This is a genomic window from Epilithonimonas sp. JDS (genome assembly GCF_021261315.1).
Lineage (GTDB): Bacteria > Bacteroidota > Bacteroidia > Flavobacteriales > Weeksellaceae > Epilithonimonas.
Map to the genome: position 1 here is coordinate 381,071 of NZ_JAJSAX010000003.1, position 26,403 is coordinate 407,473.

Sequence of the window (26,403 nt, forward strand, 5' to 3'; positions counted from 1 at the left end):
TTGTTGACTAAGCTTTATTCCACGAAAGCGTCAATTATTAAAACATTCTGGCAGGTCTCCTGACTTACTTCATTTTTGAAATCCTTCCCATTCGCCGGGGCGAACAGTGGATATAATTTTCAAAAACCTTTGTGTGAAGCTTACAGTAGCGGGTCTGCTCCGGATTTTCACCGGATTCCCTATTAAGCGCTTTTTACGGCTCACCAGATTGGCGCAAAGATATATAAAATAGGTTTAGAAAAAACTGATGTTGGTTATTTACTTGATATTTAATTTAAATAATTGATAATCAAATATATTTGAAATTAAAAACAAAAAAAGTGATAAGATACCTCACCACTTTTTAATCTTGTTGATTATTACTTTAATGAATCAAATCTGCTTTTACAAATTCAATTTTATCATTTTTAAAAGTAAAATCAAAGCTTCCGCCAATTTTACCTTCCGGAAATTCTCCTGTAAACTCAACTTCCAAATAGGCTGAGTTTTCTCTAACTCCTAATTTCCTCAATTCAGTCTGAGTCTTATAACCAATAAAATAACTCACAAAATAATCTTTAATTCCGCTATGACCGACAAATTTTCTTCCAACTGAAGGGTCATCCAAAACAGCGTTTTGATTGTAAAACTCAAGATATTTTTCGGTGTCGTAACTGTTGCCAACAGCAATCCAATCTTCGATAAACGTTTCTATATTCATTTTAAATTTAGTTATGATAAAAACCTTGTTTGAATTTTACAGGCGTCTGACTGGTTTTATTTTTAAATAACTTATTGAAAGACTGCGGATGCTCAAAACCCAATTGATAGGCAATTTCTGCTACTGAAAGCTGAGTTGTCGTAAGGTAATCTTTTGCTTTTTCAATCAGTTTTTCGTGGATAAGCTGCTGTGCATTCTGCCCTGTCAAAGACCGAAGCATATCACTTAAATATCGTGGTGAAAGGCTGAGTTCGGTTGCGAGAAACTCAACGGTTGGCAAACCTTTATTCAAACCGTGTTCTTTTTCAAAATAGACAGTTAAAAGTTCTTCAATTTTTGAAAGCAAATCATTGTTGACCGCTTTTCTGGTAATAAATTGGCGCTTGTAAAAGCGGTTGCTGTAATTGAGCAAAACCTCGATGTGCGAAATGATGACGTCCTGACTGAAATCGTCAATCGTATTATTCAATTCTTCCTTAATATTCTCAAAAACCGAAAAAACAGTCTGCTTTTCTTTGTCTGATAAAAACAAAGCTTCGTTCGCAGAATATGAAAAGAAACCAAAGCTTTTAATACGGGTTGCCAATGAATAATTTCTGAAAAACTCAGGATGAATCAGCAAAGTCAAACCCTCATATTCCATATCATCCGCACTCGTAGAAATGAGTTGATTGGGCGCGGTAAAAACCATTCCGCCTTCGTCGAAATCATAATAACCTTGTCCATATCCAATTTTGCCTTTCCTAGTTTTTTTGTAAGAAATTTTATAGAAATTGAATAGAAAATGTTGATTCAATAAGTCACTTTCTACAATCATATTGGTATTGTCAGTAAGGCTTATCAAAGGATGAACAGGCTTTCCGAAACCCAACATCTCGTGAAGTCTTGAGATAGAATCTACTTTTATAGGATTATTCATTTCTTACAAATTTAGTTGATTAAATCACCAAATGCCATCTGTTTCATTTCCTGAACGGCAGCTTCGGAACCTATTTCCAGACGGCGGTTGTATAATTGAGTGGCAAATTCGCCCGTGACATATCGCAATTGATTTTTCCCGTCTGTCGCTGCCTCGTAAACCACATCAGCAATCCATTCCACTGACTCGAAATTGTTGGGATTCATCAATGCAAATAATTTCTGCATTCCGTCCTCGTAAGCGGGATGATTGGCAACGGCTAACGATTCTCCTGCAAAATTAGTTTTAATTCCGCCCGGCGCAATGGTTTTGATGCCAACATTGTGCAAAGCTACTTCAAAAGACATACTTTCGCTCCAGCCTTCCAAAGCCCATTTTGTAGCGTGATAAAGCGAATCCAGAGGGAAAGTCAGCAATCCGCCGATAGAAGTTGTGGTGATAAATAATCCGTTTCTGTTTTTTCTGAAATAAGGAATGAAAGCCTGAGTTACACGAATCACACCAAGTAAATTGGTATCGAGTTGTTTCACGATTTGCTCGTCTGTCAACGCTTCCAAAGCGCCGATCAAACCATAACCCGCGTTGTTGAAAACCACGTCAATCGTATGAAGTTCAATCGCTTTTTTTACCGTTTCCTGAATCTGTTCTAAGTTCGTAACATCCAGCGGAAGCAGGGTTACATTTTCCAGTTGTGAAAGTTCCGTCTCCTTTTCCGGATTTCTCATTGTTGCGATGACATTCCAGCCGTTTGACTGAAATAATTTGGCTGTCGCTTTTCCTAATCCTGATGATGCGCCTGTAATGAAAATTGTTTTTTGCATTGTAATTTTATTTAAATTTTATAATACAAATGTCCACAGACGCAGTGAGGGAAATGTTGCCAAAATGAGTTTGATTGTATCCGAAATGACGAAGCGTAATTCTGCGTAAGGGATAGAAGCGGCATCCTTTTGCGTAATGAAATGGAGCAAAAGATATAGCGGATAGCCCGACCCGCTTGCGTTTTTGCCTTGCTGAAAGTTTCTTCCACAGGCTCAAAATGACAGGCAAAATGCAAAGGGATACGCCCAAAATCAATTATCAATTAAATTTAAGACCTAGTAATTTTGTTCAATTCAAATTTATTTTTACATTTGCATAATCAGTTATGTAATTAATTATGAATATATTTGAAAGAACAGGAAAAATGGCTTTGGGAAGCAGATTGCGTTTGCTGACAAGCCGATTTACAGATGATGCAACCAAGATTTATGAAATGTACAATGTTGAGAAATTCTCTCCAAAATGGTTTCCTGTTTTCTTTGTGCTGTCAGAAACGGATGAAAAAACAATTACGGAAATTGCCAAAGAAATCGGTCATTCTCAACCTTCTGTAACCAAAATCATCAAGGAAATGATAAAAGCAGGTTTGGTAAATGACCAGCTTAAATCAAGTGATAAACGCAGAAATGTAGTTGGATTAACCGAAGAAGGAAAATCTTTAGCTGAAAAAATGTTGCAGGAACAATGTGTTGATATTGATTTGGCTGTGGAAAATCTCCTTGCTGAAGCTACTTACAATCTTTGGGAAGCGGTTGCAGAATGGGAATTTTTATTGGAACAAAAATCACTACTGAAACGTGTTCAGGAACAGAAAAAAATGCGTGAAAGCAAGGATGTGGAAATCGTGGAATATAAACCGAAATATCAATCTGCTTTTAGAAACTTGAATGCAGAATGGATTTCGACTTATTTTGAAATGGAAGAAACGGATTACAAATCTTTAGACAATCCGCAGGAATATATCCTCGATAAAGGCGGAAAAATCCTTGTCGCAATCTATAAAGACGAACCTTTGGGCGTTTGTGCTTTGATAAAAATGGATGACAAAGACTATGATTTTGAAATGGCAAAAATGGCGGTTTCTCCAAAGGCTCAGGGCAAAAATATCGGTTGGCTTTTGGGTCAGGCAATTATTAATTCTGCCAAGGAGTTGGGTGCTTCAAAACTGTATTTGGAAAGCAATACGATTCTAAAACCTGCTATTAATTTGTATCAAAAAATGGGCTTCGAAAAGATTGTTGGCCGTTACACGCCTTATCAACGCTGTAACATTCAGATGGAATTGGATTTGAAAAAGTAGTAAGCTGTGGATTTTTGTTGTTCCCGGAATTGAGGTAATGTAAGGTTTTTTGAGTCAACAACCAAGCTTAATGCAAGGCATTGATGGATTCTGCAATTGCTTTTACCAAATCAACCAATCGCTCATTTGTCATTCTGTTTTCTTCGGAAAAACGGGGAACAATGTTTCTGAAATCGGAACTGTGAAATTTTAATTAATTCCAAACTCGTATCTTTGATTTTTACAAACCAATGAGTTCAATCACCATCAAAGAATTTTATCAGGATATTTTGGGAGACAGTTGTCCTGACATCAATCAATTCCTTTCTGAAAATATCAATAAAGACATTGGTCATTTCAATGTTTTTGATATTTCTGAAATCTGCAGAACAAGCACTTCAAAGACTGAAATGCCTTACAATAGGAGAACTTATTACAAAATAAGTTTGATTAATGGAAAGAATAAAGTAGAATATGCAGACAAAACTATTGAGATTGAGGATTGCGCCGTTCTTTTCGCATCGCCAAAGATTCCTTACAACTACACAAATCAGTGTTCAGAGCAATCGGGACATTTTTGTGTTTTTACCAAAGATTTTTTGCCAGCCACGAAAGTTGGTTTAGAGCTTGACCTGCTTCCGGTTTTCTCGGCTCAGAGCGATTTTATTTTTCAAATCTCGACAGAGCAGTTTCATCAATTTGAATCGATTTTCTTGAAAATGCACAAAGAAATCAAGTCTGATTATGTTTACAAATATGATCTGTTGCGAAATTATGTGATGGAATTGATTCATTTTGGACAGAAATTAAAACCGATTCTACCTGTTGAAAATAACAAAACTGCAGCTTCCAGAACCACTACTCTATTCATCGAACTATTGGAAAGACAGTTTCCTATCGAAAATATCAGCCAACTTCTTCAACTGAAAACCCCTGCAGATTTTGCGGGAATTTTGGGTGTTCACGTGAATCACCTCAACAGAGTTTTGAAAGAAACTACGGGAAAAACCACGGGCGAAATCATCGGAAGCCGCATTTTCCAGGAAGCCAAAATATTGTTGACCCAAACACAATGGAACGTTTCGGAAATCGCTTTCACATTGGGTTTTGAGGAAGTAGCTCATTTTTCAAACTTCTTCAAGAAATATAGCAAGCAGTCACCTCAACATTACCGCGAATTGCAGATTGTTTGATTTTCACAAATTTTAATTTGATTTATGCAAACCAGAGAATGCGATAATTTTTCAACTTTGCACCATTAATTAAAACAAATAAAAATGGCAAGTAAAATAGCATTAGTAACAGGCGCAAGCCGTGGATTAGGAAAAGATTCAGCTTTACAATTGGCAAAAAAAGGATTTGATATCATCTTAACTTATCAAACCAAAAAAGAAGCAGCAGACGAAGTATTAAAAGAAATTGAAACTCTTGGACAAAAAGCATTTGCTTTACCTTTAGATATCTCTACCACAACAGGTTTCGACCAATTTGTAACAGAAGTGAAAGATGTTTTGGACACTCAATTTGCTTCTGCAAAATTGGACGCATTGGTCAACAACGCTGGAATCGGAATCAACGAAAGTTTTGAAACGACGACTGAGGAAATTTTGGATGCAATGACCAATATCCACTTCAAAGGCCCGTATTTCTTAACTCAAAAACTTCTACCATTATTGAATGACGGAAGCAGCGTTGTGAACACTTCTTCAGGCTTGGCAAGATTCTCAATGCCTGGCTATTCCGCTTATGGCGCGATGAAAGCGGCAATCGATTCTCTGTCTAGATACCAGGCTTTGGAATTTGGCGCCCGAAAAATTAGAGTTAATTCGATTGCTCCAGGTGCGATTGAGACTGATTTTGGTGGCGGCGTTGTCCGTGATATTTCAGATTTAAACAAACATTTGGCTTCAGAAACTGCTTTGGGAAGAGTTGGTTTGCCGGATGATATTGGAAGCGTGGTGGCGTTTCTTTGTTCAGACGATTCCAAATGGATTAACGGTCAAAGAGTTGAAGTTTCAGGCGGTTTCAAACTTTAATGAAATTTAAAACAAATCAAAATCCCATTCGATAATTGTTGAATGGGATTTTTTTATCATTAATACTTTTTTAAAAATGTCGTCGTCTTTGAAAACAGCTGCGTTTACCAATGAAAACATCATATTAAGAGAATAATATAAAATCTGTAAGATTTTCATTAAAGCAAATGTATCAATTTGAAAATTTCTAAATACTTTATATTACTTGGCTACTTTCGGTAGTATTTTTCGAAGCCATTTTTCAACTTCATTACGAACTTTAATTTCCTTTTCGCCTTTCATTACAAATAAAATTCCGTCTCGTTCTTTTCCACCTTCTACTGAATAACCTTCCAAAACGTTACTATCAGAACATAATTCTTTCACTGTATCAAAACTGCTTCCAATTCCGTAACCCGCATTGGTATTGAATGGAATGATGGTTTTGCCTTTTAAATCAGATTGTTTCAGAAAACTCTTCATCGGTGGCGGAAGTTTCATTCCCCAAGTTGGAAAACCGATGAAGACGACGTCATATTTTTCAATGTTTTCGATCTTAGTTTTCAGAGGTGGCAAAAATCCGGATTCGTTTTCTTTCGAAACCTGGTCAACGATTGCTTTATAATTTTCAGGATATGGATTTTGAAGTTCCAGTTCTACCAAGTCTCCACCAACATTTTTTCGAATGATTTCTGCAACAGTTTTCGTATTTTTGGTTCTTGATAAATAAACAATCAGCACTTTTTTATCTTTTAATGATTCTTTTTCCGATGTTGTTTCCTGTGCTTTTGAGCAAGAGTAAAAACATAGAACTGATAATATGAATAGGACGAATTTCTGCATTGAGAATAATTTTAAATCGAATTATTATTTAATTATTTCCCAACTCTAGACTGTAAATGCTGTGGATAACGTTCCCCGACGATTTCAATCTGGCTCAGTGATTGCGCGATTTTAGATAAATCATCAGAAGAAAGTTCTAAAGATGCACCACCGATATTTTCCTCCAGTCTGTGCAGTTTTGTAGTTCCCGGAATTGGTGCGATGAACGGTTTCTGCGCCAACAGCCACGCCAAAGCAATTTGTGCGGGTGTTGCCTCTTTTTCTGCAGCTATCGTTTTCAACAAATCAACCAAAGCCTGATTTGCCTTTCTGTTTTCCTCAGAAAATCTCGGGACAATATTTCTGAAATCATTTTTGTCAAACTGCGTCTGCTCTGTCATTGCTCCCGTTAAAAATCCCTTGCCTAAAGGACTGAATGGCACAAAACCAATGCCCAGTTCTTCCAGCGTCGGAATGATTTCTTTCTCGGCATCACGGAAAAACATTGAGTATTCACTTTGTAAAGCAGAAACAGGCTGTACGGCGTGCGCTTTTCGAATGCTTTCGGCACTGGCTTCCGACAATCCGAAATGTTTTACTTTTCCTTCGTGAATCAATTCTTTTACCGCTCCTGCCACGTCTTCCATTGGAACATTCGGGTCAACTCTGTGCTGATAAAAAAGCTCGATATAATCTGTCTTCAGTCTTTTCAAGGAATCCTCTACTACTTTTCGGATTCTTTCCGGACTGCTGTCTAATCCTTTGCTGGAATCACCATCCTGAAAACCAAATTTCGTAGCGATAACCACTTCATTTCTAAAAGATTGCAAGGCTTCACCTAATAATTCTTCATTCGTAAACGGGCCGTAACATTCAGCCGTATCAAAAAAAGTAACCCCTTTTTCAAATGCTGTTCTGATTAATTTAATAGCTTCCTGTTTCTCTGTTGCAGGTCCGTAGCCAAAGCTTAAACCCATACATCCTAATCCTAAAGCCGAAACTTCCAATCCCTGGTTTCCTAATATTTTTTTTTGCATTGTATTCTTTTAATATAATTAATGATTTTCTCTGCGCTGTTCATTTTAAAATTGAATTTGAATTTTATTTTACAGCTTCTCTATATTCTTCGTCACTTACAGCTTCCAGCCAGATATTTTTATTGGTTTGAGGATTACAGGTCACGCCGATATGCGAAAACCAGCTGTCTGGCGCCGCACCGTGCCAATGTTCTACATCTGCCGGAATCTCCACGATGTCGCCCTCTTCCAATCTTCGGGCAGGCTGATTTCTTTCCTGATAATATCCCGAACCACCCACGCAAATGAGAATCTGTCCGCCAGTATGCGTGTGCCAGTTGTTGCGGCAACCCGGCTCAAAAGTCACATTCGCCATCGGTACATTTAAATGGCTATTGCTTGTCAGTGGAGCCAGATAAGATTTCCCTGAAAAATACTGTTCGAATGCACTATTACTTTCTCCTGTCGGGAAAGCGCTTATTTTTGGGATATTTTTTTCCATTTTACTTTTTATTTTATTTGATTGATTTACTTTTTCAAAGGTGCTTCCACATCAGAAAATTGCTGTACAAAGGGCGGTAATCTCTCGCCGGCGATTTTCACAGCATCAATGACCGTATTGAATTCTTTAAATTCGGTATTGGTGAATTTGATTTTATCCGCTCCGATATTGTCCAGCATATTTGACATTTGAGTTGTTCCCGGAATGGGCACAATCCACGGTTTTTGATGAAGCAGCCAAGCCAAAGATATCTGAGCAGGCGTAGCCTCTTTCTTCACGCTCCAGTCTTTCAGAACTTTCACTAATTTTAAATTTTGCTGAATATTTTCCGGAGAAAAGCGGGTTTCATTTCCGCGGATGTCGCCTTGTGCAAAATGCGTGTTTTCATCAATAGCGCCGGTCAAAAAACCTACACCCAGCGGACTCCACGGAACAAAACCAATACCCAATTCCTCACAAAGCGGGATTATTTTCTTTTCCGGACCTCGCCATAACAAGGAATATTCATTTTGAATGGCTGTCACGGGATAAATTTTATGAGCTCTTCTCACCGTTTCTACGCCAGGTTCCGAAAGTCCGTAGTGCAGAACTTTTCCCTCTTTTATTAAATCTTGAATGGCGCCAACCACATCTTCAATCGGAACTTCTGGGTCAACACGGTGTTGGTATAACAAATCGATTCTGTCGGTTTTGAGACGTTTTAACATTCCTTCAACCACTAATTTGATGTGTTCGGGCTTGCTGTTCAGTCCGGGCAGACGGTTTCCGGTTTCCTGGTCGATGTTCCAGCCGTATTTGGTTTCGATTACGATATTATTCCGAAAAGAAGATGTTGCTTCTCCCAAGATTTTCTCGCATTCGAAAGGATCGTAAGCTTCTGCGGTATCAAAAAGCGTCACGCCCTTGTCGAATGCTTTCTGAATAATTCGGTGCATCTCTTTACGGTTCGGAATCGTGGTCTGATAAGTTCGGCTCATATTCTGAACGCCCAATCCGATACTTGAAACTTCTAAAGATTTGCCCAATTTTCTACGGCTGGGAAGCGAACCATTTTCATTAGCACCGAAATCTGACGTTGCACCTTTTGCCAGATTCCCAAAGGGTAACAATGCGGTTCCTATCGTTGCAAGTCCAAGGGTTTTTAAAATATCTCTTCTATCCATTTTAATGTTTTTAAGTCTTGATTAATTTACAAATCCAATTTTCTTTCGCTCAGCCATTTGACCATATTCGGGTCTCTGTGGTCGAAAAACAGACTCGCATTGGTATCTAAAGTTGAAATCACCTGCATTTCGTCTGCGGACAATTCGAAATCAAAAATGTCAAAATTTTCAGCCATTCTTTCTTTTCGAACTGATTTTGGGATCGCCACAATACCTCTTTGAGTTAACCAACGTAAAATTACCTGAGCCACAGATTTATTATTTTTAACCGCAATCGATGTTAAAGTTTCGTTTTTAAAAATATCGTTTTTACCTTCTGCGAATGGCCCCCAGGATTCTATCTGAATATTGTTTTCCACGAGGAACTTCTGCGTTTCGACCTGCTGATGGAAAGGATGGGTTTCGATTTGATTAATAGCTGGCGCAAATCCACTGTTTGCAATCAAATCTGCAATTCTGTCGGGATGAAAATTGGAAACACCAATCGCTCTCACTTTTCCCTGAGAATACAGTTCCTGCATCGCTCTCCAAGACCCGAAAATATCGCCGTAAGGCTGGTGAATTAGATATAAATCAAGATATTCCAGCTGTAATTTATTGAGTGACTTCTCAAACGCTTTCAAAGTATTCTCATAGCCTGCATCTTGTACCCAAAGTTTTGTCGTGATAAATAATTCCTCTCTCGGAACACCGCTTTTCGTGATAGCGTTTCCCACTGCTTCTTCATTTCCATAAGATGAAGCTGTATCGATTAATCTGTATCCGGTTTCGATAGCCTCGATGACTGCTTTTTCACAGTCTGCCAAATCCGGAACCTGAAATACACCGAATCCTAAAATCGGCATTTCCACACCGTTGTTTAATGTTATGTTTTTCATCTGATAATCTTTTTATTCGATTTTGTTGATACAAATGTCGTACGAATCCAGAATGATTTTGTTATACGGATTACTGCATTGCTTACCATTATTACTGATGCCTGTTTTGACGGTCGGTTTTTCTGCGTAAGGGATAGAAGCGGCATCCTTTTTTGTTTTTCGGATGGGGAATTTAGCGTTGGCAAAAAAACAAAAAAGATATAGCAAATAGCCCGACCCTTTGCATTTTTTGGGTTGGCATTTGGAGTGGAAAAAATGCATTGGGATACGCCCAAATGATACAGATTACAGATTCTCTTACCATTATTACTGATTTGCGTGACGATGTGTAAATCATTGGTTTTGATTGTCTAATTTTGTAGAATAATTAAGTGAAAAGATGGATAGAGTTGTGAATTTCAGGACGGTAAAGGATTATAATGATTTCAATAATAATGAGACTCTGCATCCTTTGGTAACGGTTGTTGACCATTTGAAAGCATACCCGAGAGCGGCTCACAAAATGACCTTCAATGTGTACTGTGTGGTGGTGAAACAGACGATTTGCGGCGATTTGAAGTATGGAAACAACACTTATGATTATCAGGACGGAACGCTTGTTTTCTTTGCGCCCGGACAGGTTGTGGAAGTGATGAGTGATGAAGTGTACCAGCCGACGGGAATTGCTTTGGCGTTTCATCCGGATTTGCTGGTCAATACGCCTTTGGGAAAGAGAATTCACGATTTTGGATTTTTCTCTTACAATGCTAAGGAAGCGCTGCACTTGTCGGACAAAGAGAAAAAATTGATATTGGAATGTTTTGATAAGATTTCTTATGAGCTGAATCAATCTATTGATAAACACAGCAAAACATTAATTACTTCTAATATCGAATTGTTTTTGAATTATTGTACACGATTCTACGACCGACAATTTATCACAAGAGAAAATGCGAATAAAGGAATTCTGGAGAAATTTGAAGAATTGATGAATGATTATTTTTCTTCTGATAAACCTCAAAATATTGGTTTGCCTTCTGTGGCTTATTGTGCGGACGAACTGAATTTATCCGCCAATTATTTCGGAGATCTAATTAAAAAAGAAACAGGAAAATCTGCTCAGGAATATATCCAGTCCAAAGTGATTGAAGTTGCAAAAGAAAAAATTTTCGATGACAGATCTATAAGTCAGGTTGCTTATGATTTAGGATTTAAATATCCGCAGCATTTTACAAGGCTTTTTAAGCAGAAAGTTGGGGTTTCTCCATTAGAATACAGAAATCTTAATTAAATTATTTCTCCAATTTCTTAATCACCTTCAACATATCAACACCTTTTCCAAGCACAGATTTAAAGAGGTCACCTTTCTCTTTCAAGCGTTCCAAAGCATTGTGAATAGTGAAATCCGTCGGCTTCAAGCCAACTTTCACCTCATCCCATTCCAACGGCATCGAAACGGTCGCGCCTTCTTTTGGTCGAAGACTGTAAACACTGGCAAGTGTCTGTCCACGTCGGTTTTGAAGATAATCGAGGTAGATTTTGTTTTTATCACGCTTTTGAAGACTTCTTTCCAAGGTTGTCAAATCGGGCAACTTTTGCTGAACCATTTGCATTAACAAATGTCCAAAATCCTTCACTTGCTCGTAATCATATTTCGCGCCCATCGGAATATAAATGTGAATTCCTGAACTTCCCGAAGTCTTCGGAACTGCTTTGATTCCAGCCAAATCCAAAACTTCTTTGACAGCAAGAGTTGTTTCAATGACGTCTTCAAACGTATTTTTATCTGATGGGTCAAGGTCCAAAACCAAGTAATCTGGGAAATCGGCTTTCGGCAATCTACTAGTCCAAACATTCAGTTCGATGCAACCGAGATTGTTGAGATAGGCCAAAGTTTCCTTGTCGTTGCAAATGATGTAATTGATGTATTTGTCACTGCTTTCCGAAAAAACTTTTTCAATTTCAATCCAATTGGGCGTTTCATCGGATGCATCTTTTTGGTAAAAACTCAAGCCTTTGATGCCGTTCGGAAAACGATTCATAGATTGCGGACGCGCCTTGAGATGTGGCAGAATATATTTCGAAATGCTTTGATAATAATCGATGACATCGCCTTTGCTCACGTCATCATCGGGAAAATAGATTTTGTTTTGATTGGTCAGTTTCAATTCCTGTTTTCCGATTTTTTTGGTGATTTCGTTTTTGGCAGTTCTGGTTTTTGGTTCAGCTTTTTTCACAATTTCAATTTTTGATTTGTTTTCAGCATTGAATTCCACATCTTTCGGTTTCACATCCTCACGAAGTCGCAGGAAAACGGGATGACGGTAAATAAAATCTTTGGTCACTTCCGTAAATTTGATTTCCGCAACCAACTCCGGTTTCACCCAAGTCGCTTTCGCATTGGTTTTCGGCGTGATTTTGAAGACCGATTTTTCGACAATCAAAGGTTTCATTAATTGATGAAGTTCAGAAAGCGCTTTGTCGTTGAAACCTGTTCCCGTGTGACCACAAAAAACCATTTCGCCGTCCAGATATTTCCCTAGAATCAGGGAACCAAATTTATTTCGAGAGCCTTTTGGTTCGGTAAATCCGCAAATAATCGCTTCATCGGTTTGATTGATTTTAATCTTCAGCCATTCCGAGCTTCGGACGCCTTCTTTGTAAGTGCTATCGGTTTTCTTCGCAACGATTCCTTCCAAACCAAGGTCATTTGCGACTTGATAAAAATCTTTTCCATCTTTGATAATGTGGTCGTGGAATTGGACAATGTCGTTTTGAACCAAAGCTTCTTTCAGCAATTCTTTCCGTTCAAGATAAGTCAGTTCCTCTGTCGAATGTCCGTTCAGCCAAAGCAAATCGAACACCTGATAAATTAAGGCCAAATCAGGATTGTCGCCAATTCTTTGAAGCCATTGGAAGTTCGGTTTTCCCTTGTCGTCGTACGCGACAATTTCACCATCCAGAATCATCTCGTGTTCCTGAAGTTTCAGCGCATTCGCCACTTTTTTGAATTTCTGAGAAAAATCGAGACCATTTCTGGAATACAATCCGACAGAATCATTTCTTAAATCCGCAATTGCTCGATAACCATCCCATTTGATTTCGAATGCCCAATCTGAATCATCAAAAGGTTTATCAGTGGTTTTGCACAACATCGGCACAATGAATTCCGACAGTTTTTTCTCGCCGGAAAGTGCTGGTGTGTAATTTTTAAAATGCTTTATGCTTTCGGAGGCGGTATTTTTTTTTTACTGTCTTTCCCTTCGAGGTAAGCCGTTACTTTTGAGTTTTTGGATGTATGTTCTTCGGCGTTGTAATCGTCGGAAACCGCGAAATCGTCTTTATGTTTGATGAGCAGCCAAGCGTTGTCCTCTTGTGGATTTTTGATTTTGACCAATGCAAATTCGCCCTTCAATTTCTTGCCGTGAAGAATAAATTTCAGAGATTGCTTATGCAGTTCGGCGCGCATCACAAGGTCATCTGTTTTGCCTTTCACTTTTTCGATGGGTTCGTAAGTTCCTTCATCCCAAATTTCCACTTCGCCGGCACCATAATTCCCTTTTGGAATCGAGCCTTCAAAAGTTCTGTACTCATAAGGATGGTCTTCCACCATCATCGCCAATCGTTTGTCGGATGGATTCAGCGATGGTCCTTTCGGCACGGCCCAACTTTTCAAAACACCTTCCATTTCCAACCGAAAATCATAATGCAATCGCGACGCTGCGTGCCTTTGAATCACAAATTTCAGTTTTTTACCGCTAGCCTTTTCCTTTCCACTCGGTTCTGAAGTTTCTTTGAAGTTCCGTTTTTTGTTGTAATCCTCGAGTGCCATTTTGGGTTGGAGTGTTTGAGAGTTTGAGTGTTTTAGAGAATTTGATATTTGTCAGGCTGAGGTTCTCGAAGCCTTTTACTTGTACATATTCTACCCGGCTTTTTTCTTTTTGCCTTCGAGACTGGCTTTCAGCATTGCCATCAAATCGGAGGTTTTTCCTTTTGGTTCTTTTTCTTCCACCAATTTCACTTTTTTGCCTTTTGCTTTTTGCTTGATGATTTTCAGTAAATCTGCGTTGTAAGTGTCTTTGTATTTTAAAGGGTCAAAAGTGGTTGCCAAAGATTTGATTAATGACTCTGCCATTTTGAGTTCGTCCGGTTTCGGTGCTTTTCCGGTTGGGATTTTCAAATCTTCGTAGCTTCTCATTTCCTCAGGATAACGCATTCTATTGACCATCAATATTTTGTCATCGTAAGGCCGAATCAGACATAGGATTTCACGCTCTCTTAAAATAAAAGAACCGATGCCGGCCATTTTGGTTTTCATCAATGATTTTAATAATAATTTGTAGGCCGCTTCACCATTCTTTTGAGGTTCAAGGAAATATGGGGTTTCGAACAAGGCAGAATCAATTTCATCTTGTTTAACGAATTGGGCAATACTGAGAACTTTGGATTTTTCCGGACTTGCCGCCGCGAAATCTTCTTTGTCTAGAACGATATATTTGTCCTCAAGTTTGTAACCTTTGACAATATTTTCCCAAACCACTTCTTTTCCAGATTTTTCGTTGACACGTTTGAATTTGATATTACTCAAATCCTTGCTGTCCAACATATCCAAATCCAAGGTGCTGGAATCTGTCGCAGAATATAATTTGATGGGAATATTTACAAGTCCAAAGCCAATGGCTCCATTCCAGATTGCTCTCATAATTCAGTTTTAAAATTGAAATTAATAATGAAAAATTATTACTGATTCTGTTACAATAAATATTCCATCATCAAAATTTTTAAAATTTCATTATTAACAAGATTGAAATCTTTTAGCACATTATTTGTAACTGCTACAGAAATCATCACTAAAAAATAAATTATTATGTCTACAAAAGATTTAACGAACCAAGAAGCAATAGAAAAAATCAAAGAACTGTCGGAAAAAGCGAGAATCTGTATGTTTTGTACAGAGTTGGACAGATTGCCGGTCAATTCCAGACCAATGGGAATCCAGGAAGCCGATGAGAACGGAAATCTCTGGTTCATCAGCAGTGAAACAAGCAACAAAAATTTCGAGATTAAAGAAGACAAACGCGTTCAGCTTTATTTTATGAACAACAGCGATTCCGAATACCTTTCCATCTTCGGCGATGCTTACATTTATAAAGACAAATCCACCATCGAGGACAAATGGTCGCCAATGGCAAACGCCTGGTTCGACGGCAAAGATGACCCCAACGTTTCCATCATCAGAGTAGAGCCGAAAGAAACCTATTATTGGGACACGAAAGCCGGCAAATTAGTAAGCCTTCTTACTTTCGCAACTGCAGCAATCACGGGAAATAAAACCGATAATTCTGACGGAGTCGAAGGAAACGCGACTATTTAATTTTCTTAATTGACAATATAATTTCTCCAACGATAATCATTTATTGTTGGAGATTTTTTTTAGAATTAATAAAAGAAAAACAATTGGTCAGCTTTTTGAATATTCAAATAACACCAACATCATCACACTTTTGAAACTCATTACATTCACAAACAAAGGTATTTACTGTCCGCAGGGGAAATTTTATATTGATCCTTGGCGACCTGTAGATTATGCTGTTATCACGCACGGACACGCTGACCACGCCCGTTGGGGAATGAAAAAATATCTGTGTCATCATTTCACAAAACCTATTTTACATCAAAGAATTTCTCCGGATATCGAATGTCAGACCTTGCAGTATGGCGAGGTTTTAGACATTAATGGTGTCAAACTTTCAATGCATCCGGCTGGTCATATCATTGGCTCGGCGCAAATTCGTCTGGAATATAAAGGTTATGTGAGCGTGATTTCGGGTGACTACAAAGTTCAGGATGATGGTTTGAGTACACCGTTTGAGTTGGTAAAATGCAATGAATTTGTGACGGAAAGTACTTTCGGACTTCCCATTTACAATTGGCTCGAAGTTCCGGATTTAAATAAAAGACTGCAGAATTGGGTTTTAAGAAATCAGGAAAATCAGAAGACTTCTGTGTTCATCGGATATTCTTTAGGCAAAGCGCAAAGAATTATGAAAGCCGTCGAAGGAATGGGAAAAATCCACGTTCACTATTCGATTGGCAAACTGAATAAAGCCTTTGAAGAAGTCGGAATTGTGCTTCCGGATTATGAAGTTCCCGATTTCAGGGAAAGCATTAAACACGTTGCAGGCGATATTGTCATAGTTCCGCCAGCTTTGCTCGATAGCAATGTCATTAAGAAAATTCCGGATGCGGCAACAGCAATTTGCTCCGGTTGGATGCAGGTTCGCGGCGCGAGAAGGTGGCGAAGTATGGATGCCGGTTTTCCGATGAGCGACCACGCGGACTGGAAAGGATTATTGCAGGCCATTAAAGCAACTGAAGCAGAAATCGTTCACGTAACGCACGGACAGACCGAAGTTTTTTCGAAATATTTAAATGAACTCGGAATTAAATCTGATGTTGTAGAAACCTTGTATGGCGACGATGATGAAGAGGTAACTGAAAAAGAAGTTGTAAAAGATAATGATTGATTCTAAATAACCTTGGCAAGTTTGGCGACATAATTTAAGAGCAGATTTCAGATTTGAAAAAAGCTGGAGTAAATTTTAACAGCTCCGTAGGAGCGACCTGGTAATAGCAAATTATAACAAGAATGGATAAGAGCTTCGTAGGAGTAACCTTTTAATTTTTAAACATCGAATTGCTCGCAGCCCGACTTGAGTGGAAATCCTTTTTTTGCATAAAATGAAACTTCAATTAAAGACAAAACGTCTTGCAAAAAAAGATTGAGAACGGAAGGCGGATTAAGCTGCCCAAATTAAACAAAAGATAAGCAATGAAAAATTTCGCAGAACTCATCAACGCCCTCGAAAGCACAAATAAAACCAATGCTAAAATCGATGCCATTATCGATTATCTGGAGCGTGCGCCTGATGATGATAAATTGTGGTTCATCGCCCTGTTTACGGGGAAAAGACCCAAGCGAAATGTGAACACCAACTATATGAAAGAATGGGCGTTGGAAATTACCCAACTGCCATTCTGGCTTTTTCAGGAAAGTTATTCTTCAGTCGGCGATTTGGGAGAAACCATATCATTGATTCTTCCGCCACCAACTGAAAAAATAGAGATAACTTTATCTGAATGGATGAATGAAATCATCGGACTGAAAACGAAAACTGAAGCTGAGAAAAAAGAATTTGTTCTTAATTCCTGGAATGGTTTGGATTACACGGAACGATTGATTTTCAATAAATTACTTGGTGGAAGTTTTAGAATTGGGGTTTCCTCAAAGACTTTGATTAATTCTCTGACCAAGTTTTCCGGACAGGAAGCGAGCACTTTGATGCACAGTTTAATGGGAAAATGGCAACCTGATGAAGTTTCATTTCAGGAATTGATTTCGGCTGAAAATATCAATCCCGACAACTCAAAACCCTACCCTTTCTGTTTGGCTTATCCTCTTGAAAAAGAGCTGGAAGATTTGGGGAAACCTGATGAATGGTTGATTGAATATAAGTGGGACGGAATCCGTGGACAAATTATCAGACGAAACGGTGAAGTTTTTATTTGGTCGCGTGGTGAAGAATTGGTCACAGAGCAGTTTCCCGAAATTGCCGAGACCGTAAAAGCGATGAAAGGCAACTTTGTGATAGATGGAGAAATACTTGCGGTAATGGAAGGTAATGTTTTAAATTTTAATGAATTACAGAAACGTTTGAACCGTAAAACTTTAACTAAAAAAATGCTCGCTGAAATTCCGATTGAAGTTTTTGCATATGATATTCTGGAACTGGAAGGAACTGATTTAAGGGAAAAACCCATCTCCGCCAGAAGAGCGATGCTGGAGGAATTGTTATTGAATGAAGAGCCGGAAAACATTAAAATTTCTCAGGCAATTGATTTTGAAGACTGGAGCAAATTAGATTTAATCAGAGAAAATTCCAGGGAAATCAACAGTGAAGGTTTGATGCTGAAACAGAAAAATTCACACTACCATTCCGGACGGAAAAAAGGCGACTGGTGGAAATGGAAAATCAGTCCGTTGACTATTGATGCTGTTTTGATTTACGCCCAAAAAGGTAGCGGCCGACGAAGCGCCTACTACACCGATTACAGTTTTGCCGTGAAAAGTGGCGATAAATTGGTTACTATTGCCAAAGCTTATTCCGGATTGACCGATAAGGAAATAATGGAAGTCAGCAAGTTTGTGAATAAAAATGCTATTGAAAAATTCGGTCCAGTCCGTACTGTGAAAGCTGAATTGGTTTTCGAAATTGCATTTGAAGGAATTGGCTTCAGCAACCGACACAAAAGCGGTGTGGCATTGCGTTTCCCGAGAATTTTAAGATGGCGAAAAGACAAAACCGTGAACGATATTGATGATATTGAAGAGATTAAGAAACTGATACAGTAGATTTGATTTAAACCACAAAAGTCACAAAAGTTTTTGTAATTGTTTTAATTAATGAGAATCAGAAGTTCAAAAAAGCTGATGGCAAAGCCTTTTTTGAACTTTAAAAAGTATTAATTAAAACTTTTCTTTTGTGACTTTGTGTTGAAATATTTATGCAGTTAAAAAATGAGCAACTACGAAAATACCGAAGGCTTTAAAATCATTCAAAACTGGATGATGGAAAAGGGCAACTCGCCATTTAAATTTCAGGTCGATACGTGGAAGAAATTTTGCAGTGGCTACAGCGGAATGGTGGTTGCTCCAACCGGTTTTGGGAAAACGTTTTCGGTATTTTTAGCTTTGGTTTCAGATTTTCTGACGAATCCTGACCATTATAAAAAAGGGCTTAAAATGATTTGGATTACGCCATTGCGTTCCCTTTCAAAAGATATCGCCAAAGCAATGCAGGAAGCGGTTGATGAGATTGGTTTAGACTGGGCAGTCGGCGTCAGAAACGGTGATACCGACCCAAAAGTGCGTCAGCAGCAGGTAAAAAATATGCCTGAAATTCTGGTGGTCACACCTGAAAGTCTCCACTTACTTCTTGGACAGAAAAACCATCAGCAATTCTTTACCAATATCCATTGCGTTGCAGTGGATGAGTGGCACGAATTGCTCGGTTCAAAACGGGGCGTGATGGTCGAATTGGGAATTTCTCAGCTCTTTCATTATGTTCCTAAACTTAAAATCTGGGGAATTACAGCGACAATCGGAAACCTTGAAGAAGCGCAGGATGTTTTGATTCCGTATGACATTAAAAAAACAAAAATTACAGCTAAGGAACTTAAAAAAATTGATATTATCTCTGTGTTTCCGGATGAAGTCGAACTTTTGCCCTGGGCAGGACATCTCGGACAAAAACTGGCCGATAAAGTGGTTCCGATTATTTTAGAATCCAAATCGACTATCGTTTTTACGAATACCCGTAGTCAGAGTGAAATGTGGTATCAGCTTTTGCTGAATGCCTACCCAGATTTTGCCGGACAAATCGCCATTCACCACAGTTCGATTGATGCGCATCTTAGAATCTGGATTGAGGAAAATTTAAGTTCAGGAAAGCTAAAAGCCGTTGTTTCCACATCATCTTTGGATTTGGGAATTGACTTTAAACCTGTTGATACGGTCATTCAAATTGGTTCTGCGAAAGGCGTTGCGAGATTTCTGCAACGTGCCGGACGAAGTGGCCACTCCCCTTTTGAAACCTCAAAAATCTTCTGTGTTCCCACCCACTCTCTGGAACTGATTGAAGTTGCGGCTTTAAAAGAAGCTGTAAAACAGAAAGTTATCGAACCACGGGAGCCGGTGGTTTTGTGTTTCGATGTCCTTGTTCAGTTTCTGATGACTTTGGCGGTTGGTGATGGATTTTTACCGAACGAAGTTTACGAAAGAATTAAAAAAGTCTATACTTTTCAGGAAATCAGAGATGAGGAATGGAAAGCGATGATTGATTTCCTCACGATTGGAGGAAGTGCTTTAAAAAGCTATGAAGAGTATCACAAGGTTGTCGTGATGGAAGACGGTCTGCACAAAGTGACTTCCAGAAAAATTACAATGCTGCACCGGATGAATATGGGAGCGATTGTCAGCGATGCGATGCTGAAAGTGAAATTTATTTCCGGCGGTTATATCGGGATGGTTGAGGAATATTTTATTTCAAGACTGAAGAAAGAGGAGAAATTTATTCTGGCTGGTCGGGTTTTGGAAGTGGCAATGATAAAAGATATGACTGTTTTCGTGCGGGCTTCCAAAGGAAAAGCGCAGGCTCCGAGTTATCTTGGTGGACGATTGCCTTTAAGTTCAAATCTGGGTCATTTTTTAAGAGAAAAATTATCAGGAGCATTAAATCCAAAAGCTTCTGAAAAAGAACTGAAGTTTTTACATCCATTGTTAGCCAATCAGGAAAAGCGTTCGCACATTCCGAGAGAAGATGAATTTTTGATTGAATTAATTAAAAACCGCGAAGGTTATCATTTGTTTATGTATCCATTCGAAGGACGTTTGGTGCACGAAGTGATGGCGGCTTTGATTGCCTACCGGATTTCCAAACTGGCTCCGATTTCTTTTTCGATGGCGATGAATGACTACGGTTTTGAACTGTTCAGTGACAAAGAAATTCCTGTGACTGAAGATAATTTAGATAGAATTCTGACCAGAGATAATCTGATGGTTGATGTGATTTCGAGTATCAATTCAGCAGAAATGGCAAGCCGTAAATTCAGAGATATTGCGGTGATTTCGGGGATGGTCGTGCAGAATTTCCCCGGACAGCAACGTTCGAATAAAGCTTTGCAGAGTTCAGCCGGACTAATTTTCAAAGTTCTCGAAGATTACGACCCGAATCATTTTCTCGTGAGACAGGCCTATACGGAAGTTTTTAATATGCAGTTGCAGGAGCAAAGATTGGTGGAAGCTTTTAAAAGGATTGAAAAATCGAAGTTTATTTTAAAATATTCCAATAAATTTACGCCTTTAAGTTTTCCGATTAAGGTTGACAGTTTGAGACAGACTTTGACGAGTGAAAATCTCGATGCGAGAATTCAAAAATTAATTAAGCAATCCGGTAGAAATATTAAAGACGATTGAGTCGAAAGATATCCGTAAAATTGTCATTCCAAAGGAATTTTAACGTTGCCGATATTAAAAAAATTAAGTTCTTGCAGAATGAAAAATGATAAATTTAAATGAATATAGCGACTAAAGATATTACGATACATAACGAAATTTTTACCTTAACTAATCAACGCGCGCTATTCTGGGAAAAAGAAAAAGCCTTGATTTTTTCAGATTTACATATCGGAAAAACCGCTCATTTCCGGAAAAACGGAATCGCTTTGGCCAATCATATTATGAAAAATGATTTGGAGCGTTTATCTATTTTAATTGAAAATTTCCAGCCCGATAAATTTATTATCGTTGGCGATTTGTTGCACGCAGGAAATAATTCTGATGTTGACGAATTTTGCGCGTGGCAAAATCAATATCCAGAGATTAAGTTCTGTCTCGTAGAAGGCAATCACGACAAGATTTCGAAAACTTTGGAAAAGAAATTATGTTTGGATTCCAGAAGTGCTTCTTTGGAAATTGATGACATTGCTTTTGTCCACGACTTTGACCGGTCAAATCCAAAATTTCAGATTACGGGACATATTCATCCGGGTTTTGTTATTAATTCTCCTGTAAAAAGAATAAAACTCCCCTGTTTCGCCCAGACCTCAAAACAATTATTGTTGCCCGCGTTCAGCGAGTTTACGGGATTGGACACGAAAAATATTCCTAAGAAAGGAAGTTACTTTGTCTTCACCGATTCTGAAATCTATGAGATTTAATCTTTATTTTTGAAGATTAGACAACACGTCAACAGGGTCAAATTGACCAAGACTGAAAATCCATTAGATAAAATAATTGGTAATTCGTCTTTCAGGATTCCGTACCAGACCCAAAGTGAAAGTCCGGAAATCAAGACCAAGAGCATTACCACAGAAATATCTTCTACGTTTTTTTCTCTAATGACTTTGATAAGTTGTGGCATCATTGCGACCGATGTCAGGATACCTGCGATTATTCCGAGTAAGTTTTCGTCCATACTGGTCATCAATCCAAAATAAAGCCAAAAAAATAAGCTCCGAATAAATTCGGAGCTTACCATTTTCATAGGAAAAACTTTTATGCTTACGCAAGTTTTACATTAACTGCGTTTAATCCTTTTTGTCCTTTTTGTACTTCAAAAGTTACTTTGTCATTCTCACGAATGTTTCTGCTAACTAAACCTGATGAATGTACAAAGATGTCGTCTCCTCCTGCTGATGGAGAAATGAATCCGAAACCTTTTGTTTCGTTGAAAAATTTTACTGTGCCTTCTTGCATTGTAATGGTATTAAAAAATTGTTGTTATTATTATCTATTTGATAAGTTGAATGTTGATAGCGGAGTAACCTTTTGGAGACCTTTCCTTTTCGAAAGACACCTTGTTTCCTTTTTTCACCAAGTGCACACAATTGTTGCTATGGAAGAAAACGTTTTCTTTGTTACCATCCTCTGTAATAAAACCGTAACCTTTCTCGCTAAAGAATGTTACAATTCCTGTCTTCACAGCTTCTTCGGCTTCGATAGGCGCTGCACCTAGTTGGATATCATCCAAGTTTACTTCCAATCTTTCTTCTGGCGGTGTAGAAGTCAATCTTCCGTATGCATCCACATACATAAATTCTGCTTCTTTACCTTTGTCATTATTGGACTTGCGCTCTTCACGACGAATAGCCTTTTCTTTTTGTTTTGCGATTTTTTTCTTGAAATTTTCTTTTTTGGAGAAAGAATCTGCCATAAATTATTTAAGTATTATATTAATATTTTTGTTTTGGTAATGATAATGCCTTTCCACGGGCATCATTTTTTATAATTTAATAATCGAGGTCGGCAAAAAATTTTAATTCGAAAATTAAAATTTAAAGATTGGTACTGTAAGCGAAAACTGGGGAGAGAAAAATTGTGATTCTAAACTGTAACAGAAAAAGCAAGGCAGACACCTCTTTTTATAAATTATAATGCAAATATACAACAAATTTATGAAACTTTCACGTTTTCAAATAATTGATTTATAAATTAATATAAATATTAAAAATTTTTGAAAATTTATTAATAAAAAAAGACCTCAAAACAAGGATGATTTGAGGTCTTTATATTTTGTAATGGATTGATTAAGCGAACTTCATCCAATCACTGTTATCACCAATTTCGCATAATGCGCTGATGTCTTTGTGATGTTGCAGGGAAGCTAGAAGCATTACGATTTCCTGTCTCACCATTTCGATAGAGTTATCTGTCAATTGCTGGCTGAAACCTTCGTTGTTCAATTCCAAAAGGTCATTGACGGTTACAACTCTTGCGATAATTTTACCAAGATCGATCATTTTTCTCTGAGAGATTGGACTTCCAATCGTAAAATCAAATTCTTTTTTATAAAGTTTTGAAGCATTGGCTGTCAACTCGTTAATGGCAAGATAATCTCCCAAGTTATCAGTTTTCTTCTTCTTCATATCTTTCAAGATGCCTTCTGAAATCTGCGTGTAAAGCATTTCGTTGGAACCTTCGAAGATCTGGAACGGACGGCTGTCCATAATGCCGCGTCCACCGATGTGGCTCAATCTGTAACCTTTTCCGCCAGAAAGCTGTACCAACATCTGTGCAGAATCCTGCATCATATCTGTCACCAAAGCCTTCATACTGTTCGCATGAACACCGCTTCCAGAAACATCATTTTCAATGCCGCTCACTTTGCAACTCTTCGCACACATTGCTGAACAAAGCGTGAAATAAGACTGCATTTTAGCCAATTGGAACTGAACTTGGTCCAAAGCGAAAAGATTGGATGTTCCAACGATTCTTTCTTTGCAATGTGTGGTTGCCTCGTCCATCATTCTTTTTAGGAACCCCATTCCCATTCCTGGAAACTGGAATCTGCTTCTGTGAAGAACGTCCAGCATCAATTTTAATCCTGTAGATTCTGGGATCAATTTATTTTCCTGAGGAAGTTTGACATCTACTTTATTAAGACCATAAGGAATCATATACAATCCCGCGTTGTCATAATATTCTAGAACCTCGATATTTTGATTTGGTTTGTGCGTGTCTGCGATGAAGAAATCTACATCTCTTCCCAAATTGCCTTCTGCATTGGCGTTTCTGGAAGTGATCAGCCAATAATTGGCCAATCCTGTAAGACCTTGCCAGTGTTTTGTACCTTTTACATGATACTCGTTATCGATCAATTGATTTTGAGTTCTCATACTCAAGGCATCACTTCCGTAATCCGGCTCGGTGATCATCAAACCACCCATTGCGCCATAATCTAAGAAATGTTTGAAGATATCACCTTTGATAATATTGTTTCCGTATTTTGCCAAAGGCTCCAGGAAAAGTGCAATATTGATCCCAAATGTCAAAGACAAAGGCAAAGATTCATACGAAGCTGCGGAAAGAAGGCCAAGACACTCTTTTACTTTCACACCTCTACCGCCAAATTCTTTAGGGATAGCAACGGATAATGGTTTCAAATTAAAAATTTCTTTCCAGACATTGGGCGGCAAACCTCGCGAAAGGCTAAGCTGATCAATATTTTCTTTTTGAAAAAGTGAAGAAATAGAAGTTTTGAAACGTTCCAAGAATTCTGTGTAAGAATCGGTAGGTAAATCCAATGCTAGTGCATTCATATAGTTTGAGAGATAAAACGCTGTAAGCCATCATTTACAGCAAAAAAAACAGTGTGAGGCGAATGGCAATGAATCATTACGATAATTCAGCAGCTTCACAATTATAAATAATAAAACAAAGGTAAGATAATTAATTGGTTCACACTATTTTGGTAAACTTATGTTAATTTCTATGCTAAATAAGTAAAAGAAGACTGTTATAATTACAGTCTTCTTTCAATATGTTTTGTCTTATTTCCACGGATCCAAAACTACTTTTACACAGCCATCTTCCTTTTTGTGGAATATTTCATAACCTTTTGCCACCTCGTCCAGACTAAGTTTGTGCGTGATGATATCATCTAATTTTACCTGGCCTGTTTCCACATATTTCAATAATTTGTCTATGATAGCGTGCACAGGAGACTGTCCGGCTTTCAAAGTAATGCCTTTATCGAAAATCTGTCCCAGTCTGAAATTATCATAATTTACAGGATAAACACCCAATACTGAAACAATTCCTCCTCTTCTGACACCGCTCAGACAAGCATCCAGCACTTTGATGGAACCTTTTTCAAAATTCAGAACGGCTTTTGCTTTATCCAATAAGTTTCTTTCGGGTTCAAAACCAACTGCATCGATACAAAGATCTGCACCTCGTCCTTGTGTCAGATTTCTGATTTCATCAACAGTCTGTTCTGCACTTTCCCATAAGATAGTTTCGCAGCCAGTTAGTTTTTTGATTTGATCCAGTCTGTATTGTAGAGTATCAATTACTATTACCTTTTTTGCGTTGTGAAGGATCGCACTCTTAACCGACATAGATCCGACAGGACCTGCGCCGAAGACTGCAACTGTTTCTCCGCCTTTCAGATCTCCCCACATCACGCCTGTATACCCGGTTGGGAAAATATCAGTTAAGAAAAGAACCTGCTCATCTGTCAGATTTTCGGGAACTTTCCTTGGACCGAAATTAGCATAGGGAACGCGAACATACTGTGCTTGTCCGCCGCTGTAGCCGCCGTATAAATCTGTGTAACCAAACATTCCGCCACCTTTTTCAGTAAGTATTCCCCCTTCCGGACCGTAGTGATCAGGATTGCTGTTTTCACAAGCTCCGGGTAGATCGTGTTCGCAGAAATAACAGCCTCCACAAGCGATTGGAAACGGAACTACTACCCGATCGCCAATTTTGAGATGTGTGATATTTTTACCAACATCTTCGATGATTCCCATAAATTCGTGCCCCATAACCATTGGTTTTAGCTGAGGCATTCCTCCGGTGTACATATGTAGATCGCTGCCGCAAATGGCAGTTGATGTTACTTTTAGAATGATATCATTTTGATCCTCGATCGTTGGATCTTCTACTGTGTCACAGGTAATTTTACCTGGCGCATGAAAAACTGCTGCCTTCATAATTCTTAATATTTTGTGGTGAGTTGATGTTAAGCTGGATTATTTCTTTGCGTTTCCAATTCCCAGACCCTGTGGTTTGCAACGGCTTTTATAAAGGCGTCATCAGAATTTTGGTTTTGTGAAGTGACAATGGCGGGATCTTCGTGATTTTTCTTGCTCACGTTACTTGCCTTTAAGATCTCATCAGTTTCGTTTCCGAAATAGATGGCTTTACAATGTTTGTAAGCTTCATTTACAAAAAGAATTGTACCA

26 protein-coding genes and 1 riboswitch are annotated in these 26,403 nt (G+C 38.3%); of the genes, 9 read left to right on the forward strand and 17 right to left on the reverse strand.

Features of this window, described 5'->3' with window-relative positions:
• Positions 1-31 precede the first annotated feature (31 nt).
• Positions 32-223, reverse strand: a riboswitch (cobalamin riboswitch).
• A 141-nt stretch (positions 224-364) separates the two neighbouring features.
• Genes LUD75_RS12025 through LUD75_RS12035 form a run of 3 tightly spaced genes read right to left on the reverse strand, consistent with a single transcriptional unit; the run spans position 365 to position 2,440 of the window.
• A complete protein-coding gene (locus tag LUD75_RS12025; protein ID WP_232705913.1) occupies positions 365-700 on the reverse strand; it encodes a nuclear transport factor 2 family protein in 336 nt (111 codons plus the stop codon).
• 7 nt (positions 701-707) lie between these two features.
• Positions 708-1,619, reverse strand: coding sequence for a helix-turn-helix transcriptional regulator (locus tag LUD75_RS12030; RefSeq protein WP_232705914.1), 912 nt, complete (start codon positions 1,617-1,619; stop codon positions 708-710).
• A gap of 11 nt (positions 1,620-1,630) precedes the next feature.
• Complete coding sequence (locus tag LUD75_RS12035; protein ID WP_232705915.1) at positions 1,631-2,440, reverse strand: SDR family oxidoreductase; 810 nt, start codon at positions 2,438-2,440, stop codon at positions 1,631-1,633.
• Between the two features lie 338 nt (positions 2,441-2,778).
• Between LUD75_RS12035 and LUD75_RS12040 the strand changes: the two genes are divergently transcribed.
• The 3 genes from LUD75_RS12040 to LUD75_RS12050 all read left to right on the forward strand — a co-directional run bounded on the left by LUD75_RS12040 (position 2,779) and on the right by LUD75_RS12050 (position 5,756).
• A complete protein-coding gene (locus LUD75_RS12040) occupies positions 2,779-3,741 on the forward strand; it encodes a bifunctional helix-turn-helix transcriptional regulator/GNAT family N-acetyltransferase (RefSeq protein WP_232705916.1) in 963 nt (320 codons plus the stop codon).
• Between the two features lie 230 nt (positions 3,742-3,971).
• The gene (locus tag LUD75_RS12045; protein WP_232705917.1) at positions 3,972-4,913 is read left to right on the forward strand and encodes a helix-turn-helix transcriptional regulator; all 942 of its coding nucleotides are present in this window, start codon (positions 3,972-3,974) and stop codon (positions 4,911-4,913) included.
• Positions 4,914-4,997: 84 nt separating this feature from the next.
• A complete protein-coding gene (locus LUD75_RS12050) occupies positions 4,998-5,756 on the forward strand; it encodes an SDR family oxidoreductase (RefSeq protein ID WP_232705918.1) in 759 nt (252 codons plus the stop codon).
• Between the two features lie 201 nt (positions 5,757-5,957).
• Here LUD75_RS12050 and LUD75_RS12055 read toward each other — a convergent pair whose 3' ends face one another.
• The 5 genes from LUD75_RS12055 to LUD75_RS12075 form a co-directional block, all read right to left on the reverse strand.
• Complete coding sequence (locus LUD75_RS12055) at positions 5,958-6,578, reverse strand: flavodoxin (protein ID WP_232705919.1); 621 nt, start codon at positions 6,576-6,578, stop codon at positions 5,958-5,960.
• A 32-nt stretch (positions 6,579-6,610) separates the two neighbouring features.
• Positions 6,611-7,594 carry an aldo/keto reductase gene (locus LUD75_RS12060; protein ID WP_232705920.1) on the reverse strand — a complete coding sequence of 328 codons (984 nt, stop codon included), beginning with the start codon at positions 7,592-7,594 and terminating at the stop codon, positions 6,611-6,613.
• A gap of 64 nt (positions 7,595-7,658) precedes the next feature.
• Positions 7,659-8,075, reverse strand: coding sequence for a cupin domain-containing protein (locus LUD75_RS12065; protein WP_232705921.1), 417 nt, complete (start codon positions 8,073-8,075; stop codon positions 7,659-7,661).
• 26 nt (positions 8,076-8,101) lie between these two features.
• Positions 8,102-9,238, reverse strand: coding sequence for an aldo/keto reductase (locus LUD75_RS12070; RefSeq protein ID WP_232705922.1), 1,137 nt, complete (start codon positions 9,236-9,238; stop codon positions 8,102-8,104).
• Between the two features lie 26 nt (positions 9,239-9,264).
• Entirely contained in the window at positions 9,265-10,116 is an 852-nt protein-coding gene (locus LUD75_RS12075) for an aldo/keto reductase (protein ID WP_232705923.1), read from the reverse strand.
• 379 nt (positions 10,117-10,495) lie between these two features.
• Here LUD75_RS12075 and LUD75_RS12080 point away from each other — a divergent pair, with 379 nt between their 5' ends.
• Positions 10,496-11,386, forward strand: coding sequence for a helix-turn-helix domain-containing protein (locus tag LUD75_RS12080; RefSeq protein WP_232705924.1), 891 nt, complete (start codon positions 10,496-10,498; stop codon positions 11,384-11,386).
• A gap of 1 nt (position 11,387) precedes the next feature.
• Here LUD75_RS12080 and ligD read toward each other — a convergent pair whose 3' ends face one another.
• The 3 genes from ligD to LUD75_RS12095 all read right to left on the reverse strand — a co-directional run bounded on the left by ligD (position 11,388) and on the right by LUD75_RS12095 (position 14,797).
• Positions 11,388-13,250, reverse strand: coding sequence for a DNA ligase D (gene ligD / locus LUD75_RS12085; protein ID WP_232705925.1), 1,863 nt, complete (start codon positions 13,248-13,250; stop codon positions 11,388-11,390).
• Positions 13,251-13,315: 65 nt separating this feature from the next.
• Positions 13,316-13,927 carry a DNA polymerase ligase N-terminal domain-containing protein gene (locus LUD75_RS12090; RefSeq protein ID WP_034979719.1) on the reverse strand — a complete coding sequence of 204 codons (612 nt, stop codon included), beginning with the start codon at positions 13,925-13,927 and terminating at the stop codon, positions 13,316-13,318.
• Positions 13,928-14,017: 90 nt separating this feature from the next.
• Positions 14,018-14,797, reverse strand: a complete 780-nt coding sequence (locus LUD75_RS12095) for a Ku protein (RefSeq protein ID WP_232705926.1) — start codon at positions 14,795-14,797, stop codon at positions 14,018-14,020.
• 165 nt (positions 14,798-14,962) lie between these two features.
• Between LUD75_RS12095 and LUD75_RS12100 the strand changes: the two genes are divergently transcribed.
• The 5 genes from LUD75_RS12100 to pdeM all read left to right on the forward strand — a co-directional run bounded on the left by LUD75_RS12100 (position 14,963) and on the right by pdeM (position 21,873).
• Positions 14,963-15,469 (forward strand): pyridoxamine 5'-phosphate oxidase family protein, encoded by a 507-nt coding sequence (locus tag LUD75_RS12100; protein ID WP_232705928.1) that lies wholly within the window; start codon positions 14,963-14,965, stop codon positions 15,467-15,469.
• A gap of 130 nt (positions 15,470-15,599) precedes the next feature.
• Positions 15,600-16,622 (forward strand): ligase-associated DNA damage response exonuclease, encoded by a 1,023-nt coding sequence (locus LUD75_RS12105; protein ID WP_232705929.1) that lies wholly within the window; start codon positions 15,600-15,602, stop codon positions 16,620-16,622.
• Between the two features lie 305 nt (positions 16,623-16,927).
• Entirely contained in the window at positions 16,928-18,508 is a 1,581-nt protein-coding gene (locus LUD75_RS12110; protein ID WP_232705930.1) for an ATP-dependent DNA ligase, read from the forward strand.
• A 165-nt stretch (positions 18,509-18,673) separates the two neighbouring features.
• A complete protein-coding gene (locus LUD75_RS12115; RefSeq protein ID WP_232705931.1) occupies positions 18,674-21,130 on the forward strand; it encodes a ligase-associated DNA damage response DEXH box helicase in 2,457 nt (818 codons plus the stop codon).
• A gap of 98 nt (positions 21,131-21,228) precedes the next feature.
• Positions 21,229-21,873, forward strand: a complete 645-nt coding sequence (gene pdeM / locus LUD75_RS12120; protein WP_232705932.1) for a ligase-associated DNA damage response endonuclease PdeM — start codon at positions 21,229-21,231, stop codon at positions 21,871-21,873.
• Here pdeM and LUD75_RS12125 read toward each other — a convergent pair.
• From LUD75_RS12125 to LUD75_RS12150, 6 genes are all read right to left on the reverse strand, one after another.
• Entirely contained in the window at positions 21,870-22,199 is a 330-nt protein-coding gene (locus LUD75_RS12125) for a SemiSWEET transporter (RefSeq protein ID WP_232705933.1), read from the reverse strand. The genes pdeM and LUD75_RS12125 overlap by 4 nt on opposite strands.
• Positions 22,200-22,216: 17 nt before the next feature.
• Positions 22,217-22,411 carry a cold-shock protein gene (locus tag LUD75_RS12130; RefSeq protein ID WP_028123823.1) on the reverse strand — a complete coding sequence of 65 codons (195 nt, stop codon included), beginning with the start codon at positions 22,409-22,411 and terminating at the stop codon, positions 22,217-22,219.
• 34 nt (positions 22,412-22,445) lie between these two features.
• Positions 22,446-22,868, reverse strand: a complete 423-nt coding sequence (locus LUD75_RS12135) for a cold shock domain-containing protein (RefSeq protein WP_232705934.1) — start codon at positions 22,866-22,868, stop codon at positions 22,446-22,448.
• A gap of 373 nt (positions 22,869-23,241) precedes the next feature.
• Positions 23,242-24,753 carry an acyl-CoA dehydrogenase family protein gene (locus LUD75_RS12140; protein ID WP_232705935.1) on the reverse strand — a complete coding sequence of 504 codons (1,512 nt, stop codon included), beginning with the start codon at positions 24,751-24,753 and terminating at the stop codon, positions 23,242-23,244.
• A gap of 231 nt (positions 24,754-24,984) precedes the next feature.
• Positions 24,985-26,151, reverse strand: coding sequence for a zinc-dependent alcohol dehydrogenase (locus LUD75_RS12145; RefSeq protein WP_232705937.1), 1,167 nt, complete (start codon positions 26,149-26,151; stop codon positions 24,985-24,987).
• Between the two features lie 29 nt (positions 26,152-26,180).
• The coding region (locus LUD75_RS12150; RefSeq protein WP_232705939.1) for a hypothetical protein at positions 26,181-26,403 on the reverse strand (223 nt) is incomplete at its 5' end.